The organism is Pseudomonas sp. GM79, from assembly GCF_000282495.1.
Lineage (GTDB): Bacteria > Pseudomonadota > Gammaproteobacteria > Pseudomonadales > Pseudomonadaceae > Aquipseudomonas.
On sequence record NZ_AKJE01000047.1, the window covers coordinates 82,938 to 96,213 of the forward strand.

Annotated in this window: 13 protein-coding genes, 2 pseudogenes and 1 riboswitch; of the genes and pseudogenes, 8 read left to right on the forward strand and 7 right to left on the reverse strand. The window is 59.7% G+C overall.

The window, feature by feature from the left end; translation table 11 throughout:
- Nucleotides 1-85: 85 nt before the first annotated feature.
- Nucleotides 86-1,768, reverse strand: a complete 1,683-nt coding sequence (locus tag PMI36_RS14845) for a fatty acid--CoA ligase (RefSeq protein ID WP_008072129.1) — start codon at nucleotides 1,766-1,768, stop codon at nucleotides 86-88.
- 283 nt (nucleotides 1,769-2,051) lie between these two features.
- Nucleotides 2,052-2,681 carry a LysE family translocator gene (locus PMI36_RS14840; protein WP_008072130.1) on the reverse strand — a complete coding sequence of 210 codons (630 nt, stop codon included), beginning with the start codon at nucleotides 2,679-2,681 and terminating at the stop codon, nucleotides 2,052-2,054.
- A gap of 287 nt (nucleotides 2,682-2,968) precedes the next feature.
- Between PMI36_RS14840 and PMI36_RS14835 the strand changes: the two genes are divergently transcribed.
- The 3 genes from PMI36_RS14835 (at nucleotide 2,969) to PMI36_RS14825 (ending at nucleotide 5,963) form a co-directional block, all read left to right on the forward strand.
- On the forward strand, nucleotides 2,969-3,934 hold the full coding sequence (locus PMI36_RS14835) for a 2-hydroxyacid dehydrogenase (RefSeq protein ID WP_008072131.1): 966 nt from the start codon (nucleotides 2,969-2,971) through the stop codon (nucleotides 3,932-3,934).
- Nucleotides 3,935-3,967: 33 nt separating this feature from the next.
- Nucleotides 3,968-4,966, forward strand: coding sequence for a class I SAM-dependent methyltransferase (locus tag PMI36_RS14830; RefSeq protein ID WP_008072132.1), 999 nt, complete (start codon nucleotides 3,968-3,970; stop codon nucleotides 4,964-4,966).
- A 196-nt stretch (nucleotides 4,967-5,162) separates the two neighbouring features.
- A riboswitch (yybP-ykoY riboswitch) is annotated at nucleotides 5,163-5,287 on the forward strand.
- A 91-nt stretch (nucleotides 5,288-5,378) separates the two neighbouring features.
- Nucleotides 5,379-5,963, forward strand: coding sequence for a TMEM165/GDT1 family protein (locus tag PMI36_RS14825; RefSeq protein ID WP_032830419.1), 585 nt, complete (start codon nucleotides 5,379-5,381; stop codon nucleotides 5,961-5,963).
- Between the two features lie 151 nt (nucleotides 5,964-6,114).
- Here the strand turns inward: PMI36_RS14825 and PMI36_RS14820 are convergent, their stop codons facing one another.
- Nucleotides 6,115-6,933, reverse strand: a complete 819-nt coding sequence (locus PMI36_RS14820; RefSeq protein WP_032830414.1) for a M48 family metallopeptidase — start codon at nucleotides 6,931-6,933, stop codon at nucleotides 6,115-6,117.
- 1,363 nt (nucleotides 6,934-8,296) lie between these two features.
- Between PMI36_RS14820 and PMI36_RS32475 the strand changes: the two are divergent.
- Both PMI36_RS32475 and PMI36_RS32480 read left to right on the forward strand, forming a co-directional pair.
- A pseudogene (locus PMI36_RS32475) lies at nucleotides 8,297-8,494 on the forward strand (HAMP domain-containing protein); the annotation flags it as partial.
- A 111-nt stretch (nucleotides 8,495-8,605) separates the two neighbouring features.
- Entirely contained in the window at nucleotides 8,606-9,349 is a 744-nt protein-coding gene (locus tag PMI36_RS32480; RefSeq protein ID WP_375539007.1) for a methyl-accepting chemotaxis protein, read from the forward strand.
- Between the two features lie 125 nt (nucleotides 9,350-9,474).
- Here PMI36_RS32480 and PMI36_RS14810 read toward each other — a convergent pair whose 3' ends face one another.
- The 3 genes from PMI36_RS14810 to PMI36_RS14800 are packed head-to-tail and all read right to left on the reverse strand — an operon-like array spanning nucleotide 9,475 to nucleotide 10,583.
- Nucleotides 9,475-10,098: an SOS response-associated peptidase gene (locus tag PMI36_RS14810; RefSeq protein ID WP_008072136.1), complete on the reverse strand. Its 624-nt coding sequence runs from the start codon at nucleotides 10,096-10,098 to the stop codon at nucleotides 9,475-9,477.
- Between the two features lie 35 nt (nucleotides 10,099-10,133).
- Entirely contained in the window at nucleotides 10,134-10,394 is a 261-nt protein-coding gene (locus PMI36_RS14805; RefSeq protein ID WP_008072137.1) for a putative signal transducing protein, read from the reverse strand.
- A 6-nt stretch (nucleotides 10,395-10,400) separates the two neighbouring features.
- Nucleotides 10,401-10,583, reverse strand: coding sequence for a CPXCG motif-containing cysteine-rich protein (locus tag PMI36_RS14800; RefSeq protein WP_007905243.1), 183 nt, complete (start codon nucleotides 10,581-10,583; stop codon nucleotides 10,401-10,403).
- Between the two features lie 142 nt (nucleotides 10,584-10,725).
- On the opposite strand from PMI36_RS14800, the gene PMI36_RS14795 reads away from it, so the two are divergent.
- Nucleotides 10,726-11,889 carry a 1-acyl-sn-glycerol-3-phosphate acyltransferase gene (locus PMI36_RS14795; RefSeq protein ID WP_008072139.1) on the forward strand — a complete coding sequence of 388 codons (1,164 nt, stop codon included), beginning with the start codon at nucleotides 10,726-10,728 and terminating at the stop codon, nucleotides 11,887-11,889.
- A 220-nt stretch (nucleotides 11,890-12,109) separates the two neighbouring features.
- Here the strand turns inward: PMI36_RS14795 and PMI36_RS14790 are convergent, their stop codons facing one another.
- Nucleotides 12,110-12,388 (reverse strand): hypothetical protein, encoded by a 279-nt coding sequence (locus PMI36_RS14790; RefSeq protein ID WP_008072140.1) that lies wholly within the window; start codon nucleotides 12,386-12,388, stop codon nucleotides 12,110-12,112.
- A gap of 193 nt (nucleotides 12,389-12,581) precedes the next feature.
- On the opposite strand from PMI36_RS14790, the gene PMI36_RS0129575 reads away from it, so the two are divergent.
- Entirely contained in the window at nucleotides 12,582-12,788 is a 207-nt protein-coding gene (locus PMI36_RS0129575) for a hypothetical protein (RefSeq protein ID WP_007939788.1), read from the forward strand.
- 329 nt (nucleotides 12,789-13,117) lie between these two features.
- A pseudogene (locus PMI36_RS32485) lies at nucleotides 13,118-13,276 on the forward strand (DUF6124 family protein); the annotation flags it as partial.

Consider the following 13,276-nt stretch of genomic DNA (forward strand, 5'->3'; position numbering starts at 1 on the left):
CAAGGATGGCTGAAAATTCGGATTTCACAAGCCAAGCGCTTGCTTGGTGGGTCTGGCGCGCCGTTTTCGGCGCGCCAGATGACGCTTAAAGCGTCGAGAGGAAGGTACTGTTGTTAGCCTGCCATTCGGTGATGTCGACGCGGATGCGCTTCTTGTCGAGTTTGCCGACACTGGTCTTGGGAATTTCAGTAACAATGGCGATCTGGCTCGGGATGGCCCACTTGCTCAGGTGCCCCTGCTCAACGAACGGCTTGAGGTGCTCCTTGAGTTCCTTGGCCCCGATCTCATGCCCTTCCCTGACGACCAACAGCGCAAACGGCCGCTCGCCCCACTGCGGATCGGCGATGCCCACCACTGCTACTTCGCGTACCGCAGGGTGGCGGCTGATCAGGTCTTCCAGGTCCAGGGAGGAGATCCACTCGCCGCCGGTCTTGATCACGTCCTTGATCCGGTCGCGAATGTCGATCACGCCCATGCTGTCCAGGGTCGCCACGTCGCCGGTGTGCAACCAGCCCCCGGCCCAGAGCTCTGCGCCTTTGTGCGGTTCGTTGAAGTAGCCCTCGGTGAGCCACGGAGCTCGCAGCACCAGTTCGCCCTGGGTCTCACCATCGGCAGGCAGGAAGTTGCCGTCGGTGTCGACGATCGCCGCCTCGACCAATGGGCCCGGCACACCGGCCTTGATCCGGTAGGTGGTGCGTTCGTCTTCGGTGCCTGCCATCAGCTCATCGTTGAGGTGCGCGCACGATACCAATGGCCCGGTTTCCGACATGCCGTAAGCCGCGGTCAACTGAATGCCCTTGGCTTTGGCTGCTTCATACAGTGCACGGTTGAGCGCACTGCCGCCGATGACGATTTTCCAGCCGCCGAAATCGGTGTTTTGCGCCGCTTTGGCATTGAGGACCATTTGCAGAATGGTCGGCACGCAGTGGGAAAAGGTCACCTTCTCCTTGCGCCACAACTCCACCAGATACTCGGGATCGTAACGACCGGGGTAGACCTGCTTGAGCCCGAGCATGGTCGCTACATACGGCAAACCCCAGGCGTGCACATGGAACATCGGGGTGATCGGCATGTACACATCGTTGGTACCCAGCAGGCGCACGCTGTCGATGGAACCCATGATGGTCGACACGCCCATGGTGTGCAGCACCAGTTGCCGGTGGGTGAAATACACGCCTTTGGGGTTACCCGTGGTGCCGGTGGTGTAGAACGTGGTGGCAACCGAGTTTTCGTCGAAGTCTTCAAAGTCGTATTGCGGGCTTGCGGTGGCCAGCAATTGCTCGTATTCGCCAATCAGGTTCGGCAGGTCGGCGGTTTTTTCCGGCAGGTCGGTCAACAGCAGGGTTTTCTCCACGGTGGTCAGGTGCCCGGCAATTGCCTTGTACAGCCCGACGAACTCGCTGTTGACCAGCACGAAGCGGTCCTCGGCGTGGTTCATGGTGTAGAGAATCTGTTCCGGCGACAGGCGCACGTTGATGGTGTGGATCACCGCGCCGATCATCGGGATGGCAAACATGCATTCCAGGTAGCGATGGCTGTCCCAGTCCATCACTGCCACGGTATCCCCGGCCTTCACGCCTGCGGCCGTCAGCACATTGGCCAGCCGCGCGACCCGCTCGATGAGGGTCGGATAGCTGTAGCGCAATTGATCGCGGTAGATGATCTCGCGGGTTTTTTCGTAACGGGCACCGGACATCAGCAGCCGTTTAATCAACAGCGGATACTGGTAAGCGCCCTCGGCTGGGGGGATAACGCGAGTCTGCAACATAAGAGTCCCTTTTCTGACTGCACGGTCTTGGTTTCTAAAGCTAAGCACTCTAGAGCCCTTGAACGCCAGCCAAATCAGCCAAAGGGATGATTTGCACAGCCGTATAAATGCTAGCTTTACGCCAGCATTTGCAGGGATTCGTGATCCATCATGTGGACTGTAGGAGCTGCCGAAGGCTGCGATCTTTTGATCCTGGGCGACTTCGATACCGCTGAAGATCAAAAGATCGCAGCCTGCGGCAGCTCCTACGAGGGACCGCGCAGTTCGGCAGAGTAGTGTTTGATCAATGCATCTCGGTGAACGCGAGTTTCACGCCAATGGCAATCAGCACTGCGCCCATGGTCCGGTCGAACCAGTGGCCCATGCGGGCGAAACCGGCGCGCACACGCTGTTGACTGAACAGCATCGCCACCAGGCAGAACCAGACTGCCGTCGCCGCTGCCAGATAAATCCCGTAACCGGCCTGTACCGCCAATGGTGTGTGCGGGTTGATCACCACGGTGAACAGCGACAGGAAAAACAGCGTGGCTTTCGGGTTCAAGCCATTGGTCACGAAGCCCGAGGTGAAAGCGCCCCGCGCGGTGCGTTCGCCAGCCTCCTGATGCAGGTCATCAGCCACCCGTTTGGCCGGTTGTGCGCGCAAGGCCTTGAAGCCGATGTACAGCAGATACGCGGCGGCGGCCCATTTCAAGGCGTTGAACAGCACGATCGACTGAGACACGATCAGCCCGATACCCAACAGCGAATAACCAACGTGCAGAAAAATCGCCGAGCCGACGCCTAGCGCCGTCCAGGTTCCGGCACGGCGCCCGTGGGTCACGCTCTCACGCACCACCACGGCGAAGTCCGGGCCGGGGCTGGCGACGGCCAGCAGGTGAATCAGGGCAACGGTCAAGAACTCTGTCCAGTACATGGGGGGGTGCTCCTTTGGGGCAGGTCGATCAATTCAACAATTCTGAAACGAATTCAATCTCTGTGGCGAGGGAGCTTGCTCCCGCTCGGCTGCGAAGCAGTCGTAAACCGGATGACACGGTATGTCTGACAAAACACGGTCGCCTGGGTTGGGGCCGCTGCGCAGCCCAGCGGGAGCAAGCTCCCTCGCCACAGGTTTTTGTCATGGCAGGCAGTGCGTAACCATTTATTTCATCTGGTAGGCTCGGCAGATTACGCCTTCAGTTCAATGCACAAAAGGTACAGTTGATGACGAACTCTCGCCGCGCCGTTTTCCTCGACCATCCGTCCCTGGACCTCGGCGATCTCGATCTCAACCCACTTCGCGAGTGCTTCAGCGACTTGCAGCTGTTCGCGCAGACAACGCCTGATCAGGTGATCGAACGCCTCAAAAGCGCCAGCGTCGCGATCAGCAACAAGATTGTGATCGACGCAGCGGCCATGGCGGCCAGCCCGGAATTGAAGCTGATCCTGATCACCGCCACCGGCACCAACAACGTCGACCTCGCCGCCGCCCGCGCCCACGGAATCACCGTTTGCAACTGCCAGGGTTACGGTACGCCGTCTGTGGCTCAGCATACGATCATGTTGTTGCTGAATCTGGCGACGCGCCTGGCCGATTATCAGAAGGCGGTCGCCGAAGGTCGCTGGCAACAGGCAAAACAGTTCTGCCTGCTGGACTATCCAATCGTCGAACTCGAAGGCAAAACCCTCGGCCTGCTTGGCCACGGTGAACTGGGCAGTGCCGTGGCGCGGTTGGCCGAGGCGTTCGGCATGCGCGTGATGCTGGGGCAGATTCCGGGGCGTCCTGCCCGACCGGATCGTTTGCCGCTGGATGAGCTGCTGCCGCAAATCGACGCCCTGACCCTGCACTGCCCACTCAACGAACACACTCGCCACTTTATCGGCGCCCGCGAACTGGCCTCGATGAAACCCGGGGCCTTCGTGGTCAACACCGCGCGCGGTGGCTTGATTGACGAGCAAGCATTGGCCGATGCCCTGCGCAACGGTCATCTGGGCGGCGCGGCCACCGACGTGTTGAGCGTCGAACCACCCACGGCGGGCAATCCGCTGCTGGCCCAGGATATTCCACGGCTGATCGTCACCCCGCACAACGCCTGGGGCAGTCGCGAGGCGCGGCAGCGAATCGTTGGCCAGTTGACCGAAAACGCCCGCGGCTACTTCAGCGGTCAAGCGCTGCGGGTCGTCAGTTGATAAACTGCGGCACTTTTTTTCCAGGAGCAGAGTATGGATCCGCGCAGTGAAGTACTGCTTCGTCAGGCCGAGTTATTCCAGGGTTCGGTGTTGCTGGCCGGTTTGCCCGCCGATGATTTGCTGGGCCGCTTGCCCGATGCCCATGGTTGGTGCTGGCACGCCGGCGATCAAACAGCGCTGGACGCCCGTTTCGCCGAGCGCAGCCATTTCGGCGTGAATGCACCGGAGCGCGAGTTCGACAGTGCCGTGGTGTTTCTGCCCAAGTCCAAAGACCTGACCGACTACATCCTCAACGCCCTCGCCTCTCGTTTGGCTGGCCGTGAGTTGTACCTGGTGGGCGAAAAACGTAGTGGTATCGAAGGCGCGGCCAAGCAGTTGAACCCCTTCGGCAAACCCCGCAAGCTCGACAGCGCACGGCATTGCCAGCTCTGGCAAGTCACCGTGGCCAATGCACCAGAAGCCAAGTCACTGGAAAGCCTTGCACAGACCTACGAACTGCCACTGGCCGAAGGCCCATTGAAAGTCATCAGCCTGCCGGGCGTGTTCAGCCACGGTCGACTGGATCGCGGCAGCGCCCTGTTGCTGGAACATCTGGACAAACTGCCCAGCGGCCACTTGCTGGACTTCGGTTGCGGCGCGGGTGTGTTGGGGGCGGCGGTCAAGCGGCGTTATCCGCACAACCAGGTCACCCTGCTCGATGTGGATGCGTTTGCTGCTGCCAGCAGTCGCCTGACCCTGGCCGCCAACGGCCTGGACGCGGAGGTGATGACCGGTGACGGCATCGATGCCGCGCCCATGGGTTTGAGCGCGATTCTGAGCAACCCACCGTTCCATGTCGGCGTACACACCGATTACTTCGCCACCGAGAACTTGCTGCGAAAAGCGGCTAAACATCTGAAAAACGGCGGCGAACTTCGGCTGGTAGCGAACAGCTTCCTGAAGTATCAACCGCTGATCGAAGAGCACTTGGGCGTATGTGCAATCAAGGCTGAAGGACAGGGTTTCCGAATCTACCGGGCCAAGCGCGGCTGAAAACACTTTCGAAAAACAGCGCTTGCCCCAGAGCGACGAAGATCCTTGTGGGAGCGTGGCTTGCCCGCGAAGAATGCACCGCGGTTTTTCAGGTATTACGCGTTATCGTTCTTCGCGGGCAAGCCACGCTCCCACAGGTTCTGCAACCTGACTACCGACATTGGGGCTTGCCCAATCGGATTTGCCTAGGCAGAATCCGCTCCGTCCTAGGGGAGTAGTCTCCCACGAGCGCCATGCTCGTCCGGCATACGTCAACATACTTGGTCAAAAGACCATGGCGTATGCGACCCAAGCGTCCGCATCAGACGGATCGCAGGGTTTGACAAGACCTATGACACGAACACCTTACCCGGGGCGGGAAGGCTGTACGTGTCATAGCCGTGTCGACCCGCCCCTTAGGAAAACCCTGATGATGTTGGACTCTCTACTCGTTCCCACCGCAATCGTTGCCTTGGCCGAAATCGGCGACAAGACGCAACTGCTCGCGCTCATTCTTGCCGCCCGCTTTCGCAAACCCTGGCCAATCATCGCCGGCATCGTCGCCGCGACCCTGGCCAACCATGCGGCCGCCGGCGCGGTAGGCGCCTGGTTCGGCAGTTTCTTCTCGAATGCGACGTTGCACTGGATCCTCGCCGCGAGCTTTACCGCCACGGCCCTGTGGACGCTGGTGCCGGACAAGATGGACGAAGACGAAGCCAGCACCGCCCGCAAATTCGGGCCGTTCCTGACCACCCTGATTGCGTTCTTCCTCGCGGAAATGGGCGACAAGACCCAAGTCGCAACCGTGATGCTCGCTGCACAATACCCGGACCTGTGGCTGGTGATCATCGGCACAACCGCCGGGATGTTGATTGCTAACGTGCCAGTGGTACTGGCAGGTAATTTTGCGGCAGACAAACTGCCCTTGACCCTGATCCGTCGCCTGGCGGCGTCGGCGTTCCTGATCCTGGCGATTGTTGCGGTGTACAAGGCGATGCAGAGCAGTGGGTGGGTTTGACGCGGTAGGTCGTTAGACCGCGTTATCGTTCTTCGCGAGCAAGCCCGCTCCCACATTTGATCTTCAGTGTTCACAAATAATGTGTTCACAGAAAATCCCCTGTGGGAGCGGGCTTGCCCGCGAAGGCGTCAGCGGCATCAACACATATCTATCAGGATTTCGATGCTTTCTCGTACAACGGCATCACCTTCGGAATCGCCGCCTGCAAGGCAGCAATCCGACTGGTCGACGCCGGGTGAGTGCTCAAGAATTCTGGCGGTGCGCCATTCGAGGCTTTGCTCATTTTGTTCCACAGGGTGATCGCGGCGTTCGGGTTGTAACCGGCACGGGCCGCCAATTCGAGGCCGATCAGGTCTGCCTCATTTTCATTCTCGCGACTGTTGGGCAAGGTCATGCCGTATTTCGCCACGGTGTCCGCCAGAGCCAGGCCACCCTCGCCCAGGCCGAACAACGCGCCAGCACCCTGCTTGGCCATTTCGATACCGTAGGCCTTGGACATCGCTTCGCGACCGTGCTCGCGCAAGGCGTGAGCGATTTCATGGCCGATGATGGCGGCGATTTCGTCGTCGGTGAGTTGCAAGGTGTCGATCAGCCCGGTGTAGAAAAAGATCTTGCCGCCAGGCCCGCAGGAGGCATTCAGCTCGTCGCTCTTGATCAGGTTCACTTCCCATTGCCACTGGGCCGAATCCGGACGGAACACCGGCGCCTGGGCAATCAGGCGACTGGAGATCGCCTGGACGCGCTTGGCACTGTTACTGGTTTTGTCCAGCACGCCTTTGCTGCTCGCCTCCCCGACGGTCTTTTGATAAGACTGGGCGTACATCTGGTTGACCTCAGAGGTCGACAACATGCTGAACATGTATTGCTTGCGCTCAACGCCCACGGCCCCACCGCTAGTGGTGTTGACCGACTGACAACCGGCGAGCAGCAGACCTGCGCTCAGTGCACACAAAACCAATGTCTTATTCATCAAGAAGCTCCCTGGAAACATGCCGCGTATCCTAGGTGGGGATTTGTATCGGCGCCAGATACAACGGACGTGTAGCACGTACATTTCAGACAAAGCCCTTATCACCGTAGGAAAAATTTCACATAACAGCGCCCACAACGGCCGCTCACGGCCAGCAGTGATTCATTTGCGACATCCAGCACTCCAAAACAGCCAATTCGTCATGCATCGTTCATGACCTTCCAGCTTCCTGCCGATACAGCACCGCAGACGTCCTCTTGCGTGCGGAGCACCCATGAAATTCAAGTCGATCCAGTTTTCCGTTGCCGCCCTGGCCGGCGCCATTGTGCTCAGCGTCGTTGCAGCCCTGGTGCTGTATGCGCTGTTTTCCGGCGCCCGGACCCAAGACATGGTCCAGCAACGGACCCAGGCGCAGTTCGAACAAGTCATCGAACAGCGCCTGACCTCGCTGGCGCAAACCCAGGTCAGCCAGATCCAGCGCGAACTCGAAGCACCGCTGCTGATCGCCGGTGGCCTGGTGCGGGTCAACGCGTTGATCGGTACCCCGGGCGCCGATGGTCAGCCACAGTTAAGCCTGAGCCGTGAGCAACTGATCAACTTGATCAAGGAAAACGTGGCTCGCAACCCGAAAATTCTCGGCACCTACATCGGCTGGGAAAAAAACGCACTCGACCACAACGATGCGGCCTACATCGACACTCCAATAGTCGGTATCGACGCCAGCAACGGCCGTTTCCTGCCGTGGTGGTTCCGCAATGAAGACGGCAGCCTGGGCCTGGACAAACTGGTGGACGTCGACGACCAGAAAACCCTGTCCACCGGCGTGCGCGCCAGCGAGTACTACCTGTGCTCCAAGGAAACCAAAAAATCTTGCGTGATCGATCCGGCGCCCTACAAGGTCGGCGACAAGATCGTCATGCTCGCTTCTTTCATTGAACCGATCATGCTCAATGGCGTATTCCAGGGCATCGTCGGCGCCGACCTGTCAGTGAACTTCATCCAGGAAATGCTCCTGGGGGCGAATCAGAAACTGTACAGCGGCGCCGGTGAAATGGCCCTGATCGGCGGTAACGGCCGGATCGTCGCCTACACCAAAGACCCCAGCAAATTCGGCGAGAAAGTCAGCGACATTCTCGACAGCAAGCAGATTGCCAACATGGCCAATCTCAAGCGCGGCGAAGTCACTTACACCGTCGACAAGGCCCAGGGCCGGATCGAGCTGTACCTGCCCTTCGGCATCGGCCAGACCGACGCCCGCTGGACCTTGATGCTGCAGCTGCCACTGAATGCGGTGATGGCGGACCTGCAAAAGCTTCAGGGTGATCTGGACGCACAGCGCAAATCCGACACCTTTGGCATGGCCATGGTCGGCCTGTTGATCGCCGGTATCGGTTTGTTGGTGATCTGGCTGGTGGGCCACGGCATTGCTCGCCCGCTCAAGCAAATGGTGGCGATGCTCGACGATATCGCCCAGGGCGAAGGCGACCTGACCCGTCGCCTGACCAGTGACCGCGCCGACGAATTGGGCTCGATCGCCAAAGGCTTCAACACTTTCCTCGCCAAGTTGCAGGCGATGATCACGCAAGTGGTGACGTCGGTGCAGAGCGTCAGTGATTCCTCGGAACACACCGCCGACATCGCCATCCGCACCAACATTGGTGTGCACAAACAAATGGCCGAGATCGATCAGGTCGCGACCGCCGTGCATGAAATGACCGCCACCGCCCAGGATGTCGCGCGCAATGCGACCCAGGCCGCGCAAGCCGCCAGCCATGCGGATCAGGCAGCGGCGCAAGGCATGCAAATCGTCCGGGATACGTCGAATTCGATTGGCGTTTTGGCGGTGGAAATCGGCAAAGCCGTCGGCGTGGTGCAGACCCTGGCCAAGGACAGCGAAAACATCAACGCGATCCTGACGGCCATCCGCGGCATCGCCGAGCAGACCAATCTATTGGCCTTGAACGCGGCCATCGAAGCCGCCCGTGCCGGTGAGCAGGGTCGTGGGTTTGCAGTGGTGGCCGATGAAGTGCGCAACCTGGCGCAGAAAACCCAGAAGGCCACTGAGGAAATCCAGACCATGATCCAGCACCTGCAGCAAGGCACCCGCGATGTGGTGCGGGTCATGGAAGACAGCCAGAACCGCACTGACGAAAGTGTGCAGCACGCGGCGAAAGCGGCCGAGGCGCTGGAAACCATTACCCAGGCGGTGTCGGTGATCAACGACATGAACACCCAGATCGCCAGCGCCGCCGAGGAACAGAGCGCGGTGGCGGACGACATCAACCGTAACGTGATCAACATCGGGCAAGTGGCCAATGAAGTGGCCGGCGGAGCGGATGAATCGAGTGCGGCCAGTGCGGATTTGACCAAGTTGGCGGAACAGCAGCGGCGGTTGATCAATCAGTTCAAGGTTTGATCAAAGGGCCCCTTCGCGAGCAAGCCCGCTCCCACAGGGATTTTCTGTGAACACACTATTTGTGAACACTGAAGATCAAATGTGGGAGCGGGCTTGCTCGCGAAGGCGTCAGCACAGACAACTCATCAACCCGGAGTCAAACACTCCGGCCCATTAAGCTTCGGATCATTCACTAGATTCGCCAGCACCCGCTCGCGCAACGCCGCGGGCTCACTGGCCAGCAACGCCTGCAAGGCATGCAACGGCGTTTCGGGGTCGAGCCAGGCTTGCTGCCCCGCCGCATCGAGAATCAACGGGCGACGCTGACTCGAGGCCGGCTGGGTGATCACCGCCGTACTCAACCACACCTGCTCCTGCACCGGATACGCCTCCCAGATCGCCGCGAAGAACAGCGCCGAGCCCTCCCCCGGGGTCAGCCAGTACGGACGTTTGCGGGTAGTGCCGCGCCATTCATAGAAACCATTGGCTGGTAGCAGGCAACGACGCAGGCGCAAGGCTTCGCGAAACATCGGCTGTTCGGCAACGGTTTCGGCGCGGGCATGGGCCGGGGTGCGGGACAGGTCGGTCAGCCACGGCGGCGTCAGACCCCAGCGGGCGCGGGCCAACTCACGTTGCCCGTCTGCGCCGGCACGCAGCATTAACACCGAATCGTTGGGGGAGATATTCCACTGGGCCTGCTGATCGGCGGGGAATCCGGGCAGGGCCGCGAAGGCGGGGTTCCAGCGAAACAGGGCATAACGTCCACACATGGGGCAATACGACTCTTGATCAAACGAACGTCAGCCTAACAGACCAGCGTGCCGGGAAAACTCTCCGGTTCATCGCCGGACAGCGGCAGCGCGGCATTGTACGCGGTGATCAGCTCCCGGGCGTATTCGGCCTGGTCGTTATCGACCGATAAACCCAACAGGCCGAATATCGGCAATTCCCCGGTGCCGCCGATCAAATCCCGGCCTGCCAGATGCGCCTCGATACCCTCACTGGCGAGCATGCTTTGAAGCAGTTCGCCTTCCATCAGGTTTTCCGGTTCGTAGATGCGCTGCATAGACCCTCACTCGTTTTCGCTGTGAACTTCGAGCAACCATTCATGACCGTCTGTCTGCAAGACAAAAGTAATGGGACGGCAACACACAGGACAATCTTCGATATAGGTCTGATCGCCACCGGACAAATCCAGAACCGCCTCGGATTCTTCACCGCAATACGGGCATTCATAGCGCTCTGTTTCCAGCATCGCGGTCTCCCAAGTGACTTGTGCGTATAATCGCCGGTCTATTTGCAGGGCTATTTTCGTCTGGCTAACTTTTCAGACCGTGCCCCGTTGGTTTTCGATCAAAACCTTTACTTACCCTAGCCGTTTCTAACAAGAGAGCATGATGGGCGAATTCGATGCCATCCGACCTTACGACGACAGCGAAGTCCCGGCAGTGCTGAACCGGCTGCTCGGCGACAAGGCGTTTCTAGATATCCTCATCCACTTCCGCTTCCCGCGCTATGCCGGTGCCTTCGGCTGGATGCTCAAACCTCTTATAGCGCATCGGCTGCGCCGTGAGTTCGCCGACGTCAACTCGGTGGCCACCTTGCAGGACAAAGTCGAGTTTTACGTCGACCACACCATCGAGCGTGCCACGGACGGTGTGACGTACACCGGCGTGGAGCAATTCAAGTCCGGCAGCGCCTACCTGTTCATCGCCAACCACCGCGACATCGTGATGGACCCGGCCTTCGTCAACTACGCCGTGTACCACGCCGGCCTGCCTACCCCGCGCATTGCCATTGGCGACAACTTGCTGCAAAAGCCTTTTGTCAGCGATTTGATGCGCCTGAACAAGAGCTTCATCGTGCACCGCTCGATCACCGGTCGCCGGGAAAAAATGGCGGCGTATCAGCTGTTGTCGGCGTACATCAACCACTCGATCCGCAACGACTGCGCCTCGATCTGGATCGCCCAGGCTGAAGGCCGGGCCAAAGACGGCGACGACCGTACCGAGTCGGCGATCCTCAAGATGTTCCACATGAGCCGCAAGGACGAGCCGTTCGGCGAAGTCATCCGCTCGCTGAACCTCACCCCGGTGTCGATCAGCTACGAATACGACCCGTGCGACCAGGCCAAGGCGCGCGAACTGTACATCCGCGCCACCACCGGCAGCTACACCAAGGTGCCGGGCGAGGATGACGTGAGCATCGCCAAAGGTATCACCGGTTACAAAGGCCGGGTCCATGTGAACTTCGCCGCGCCGATCACCGAATTGTTCGAAGATACCAAGCAATTGGCGATCGAAATGGACAAGCAGATTCTTGGTGGTTACCGGTTGTTCCCGGTGCACTACCTGGCCTATGCGCAGTGGAAGGACGCCGACCCGCAATTGCCGGTGCCGAAAGCGGCCGAGGTGTTTGCGGCGGACGAACTGGCCAAGGCTCAGGAAGAATGGCAGCGCCGGCTGGAGGCTTGCCCTGAGGAGCATCGTCCGTTCCTGGTGCTGCAATATGCGACGCCGGTGCGCAATCAGTATCGGGTCAAGGCCGGGTTGCCGCTTTAAGCGATTTTGGCTGGATATGACAACGGCGCCTTCGGGCGCCGTTTTTGTTTGTCTTGATGCGACAGGACAGTCAGGCACTGTACTTGCTCCCGCCCGGCTGCGCAGCAGTCGTAAAGTCAGCGCTCGCGGTGCATCTGACACTACCAGGGTGACTGGTTTGGGGCCGCTTCGCAGCCCAGCGGGAGCAAGCTCCCTCGCCACAGGGTCTTATGTCAGATTTTCAGACGCGAGTACTGATCCACGACACCAGCAAAGCCATCCCGAGGCAGGCGAAACCGAAGCGGTAGAAAAAACGGTTCATGCGCAGGGTCGCCCAATCCAGTGTTGGCTCTTCGCTGGGACGACTTTGGCGCTGCGCCTCGATACTGGCCAGGGCGCGCTGTTCGCGGCGACGGGTGGCGTGCAGCAACCAGCCGCCCGGGAAGGCGAACAGCAAGGCCAGCAAATTGATCAATTTGGCGGGATGAGCAGTAAGAAGCGAAATCAATTGCAGCGACATCACAAACCTCAGGCAAACCGGTGTAGCAGACGCCGGACCGACGACCACGGCGCGGATTCTACCGAAACTGCCCCAACCTGCCCCGGCTTTCCGACAAATAACGAAACCATTTAGCCGATTGCTGTCCTGTGTCATGGCACCGTCATCTGAATCCGCCAGTCTGTCGCCCCTCGAAACCGACACGGACTCCGTCATGCTCCACGCCGAAAACCAGGACCGCCTCTACCTCATTGCCCAAAGCGACGAACAACAAACCTTAGTCGGCAGCCTCGCCTTCAACGTTCAGGACCGGCATTGGCTGGTGTATTGCGCGCTGGGTGGGCATCAACATGCGGATTTGCCGGAAACGGATTTGCTGACGGGGGTGAGCGTGCTGGATTTTTATTCGGAGGCGGCTTGAGCGTCCTACAAGCGCAGTGATTGAAACGGAAGATTCCGACAGGTTTTGAAGGTTGTCGCTCGGAAATGGGGTGGATAGGCTTTGGGGGTCGCTGCACATCAGCGACCGGGCGTCGCAGTCCGTTCAGTTCAGCTCATTTGGTGCATAATCGCCGGCCCAAACCGGAGCGCTTCGGTGCTAGTCGTTTGGTTTAATGGTGGCTGTGCGCGGGATACCTTCGGGTATGCCGGGTTTCCGAATGGCTCGGTCTGCGACCCCGCGTACAGCTGCCTCCTTCAAATCGCGTCGCAGCGATCGTGGCAGCTAAACCTTTCATTCGGAGCGTCACCATGTTCAAAGCCACACCCAATCCTCCAGAAACCGAGAACGTTTCGCCCTACGAATCCAACGATTCAAAAAAATTCCACGACGCCGCTAACCGCGCCCTCGATCACTACCTCAACCCCTCCGCCCTCAAATCACCCGTGGCCCGCAAGCCGAGCACGATG

What these genes read in the sequence shown, in the direction of transcription:
- PMI36_RS14805 (WP_008072137.1), bottom strand. Translation starts at nt 10,394, where the DNA reads ATGCAGCGCATCTACGAACCGGAAAACCTGATGGAAGGCGAACTGCTT.
- PMI36_RS14800 (WP_007905243.1), bottom strand. Translation starts at nt 10,583, where the DNA reads ATGCTGGAAACAGAGCGCTATGAATGCCCGTATTGCGGTGAAGAATCC.
- PMI36_RS0129575 (WP_007939788.1), top strand. Translation starts at nt 12,582, where the DNA reads ATGCTCCACGCCGAAAACCAGGACCGCCTCTACCTCATTGCCCAAAGC.
- PMI36_RS32480 (WP_375539007.1), top strand. Translation starts at nt 8,606, where the DNA reads ATGGCCGAGATCGATCAGGTCGCGACCGCCGTGCATGAAATGACCGCC.
- PMI36_RS14840 (WP_008072130.1), bottom strand. Translation starts at nt 2,681, where the DNA reads ATGTACTGGACAGAGTTCTTGACCGTTGCCCTGATTCACCTGCTGGCC.
- PMI36_RS14830 (WP_008072132.1), top strand. Translation starts at nt 3,968, where the DNA reads ATGGATCCGCGCAGTGAAGTACTGCTTCGTCAGGCCGAGTTATTCCAG.
- PMI36_RS14825 (WP_032830419.1), top strand. Translation starts at nt 5,379, where the DNA reads ATGTTGGACTCTCTACTCGTTCCCACCGCAATCGTTGCCTTGGCCGAA.
- PMI36_RS14820 (WP_032830414.1), bottom strand. Translation starts at nt 6,933, where the DNA reads ATGAATAAGACATTGGTTTTGTGTGCACTGAGCGCAGGTCTGCTGCTC.
- PMI36_RS14835 (WP_008072131.1), top strand. Translation starts at nt 2,969, where the DNA reads ATGACGAACTCTCGCCGCGCCGTTTTCCTCGACCATCCGTCCCTGGAC.
- PMI36_RS14790 (WP_008072140.1), bottom strand. Translation starts at nt 12,388, where the DNA reads ATGTCGCTGCAATTGATTTCGCTTCTTACTGCTCATCCCGCCAAATTG.
- PMI36_RS14795 (WP_008072139.1), top strand. Translation starts at nt 10,726, where the DNA reads ATGGGCGAATTCGATGCCATCCGACCTTACGACGACAGCGAAGTCCCG.
- PMI36_RS14810 (WP_008072136.1), bottom strand. Translation starts at nt 10,098, where the DNA reads ATGTGTGGACGTTATGCCCTGTTTCGCTGGAACCCCGCCTTCGCGGCC.
- PMI36_RS14845 (WP_008072129.1), bottom strand. Translation starts at nt 1,768, where the DNA reads ATGTTGCAGACTCGCGTTATCCCCCCAGCCGAGGGCGCTTACCAGTAT.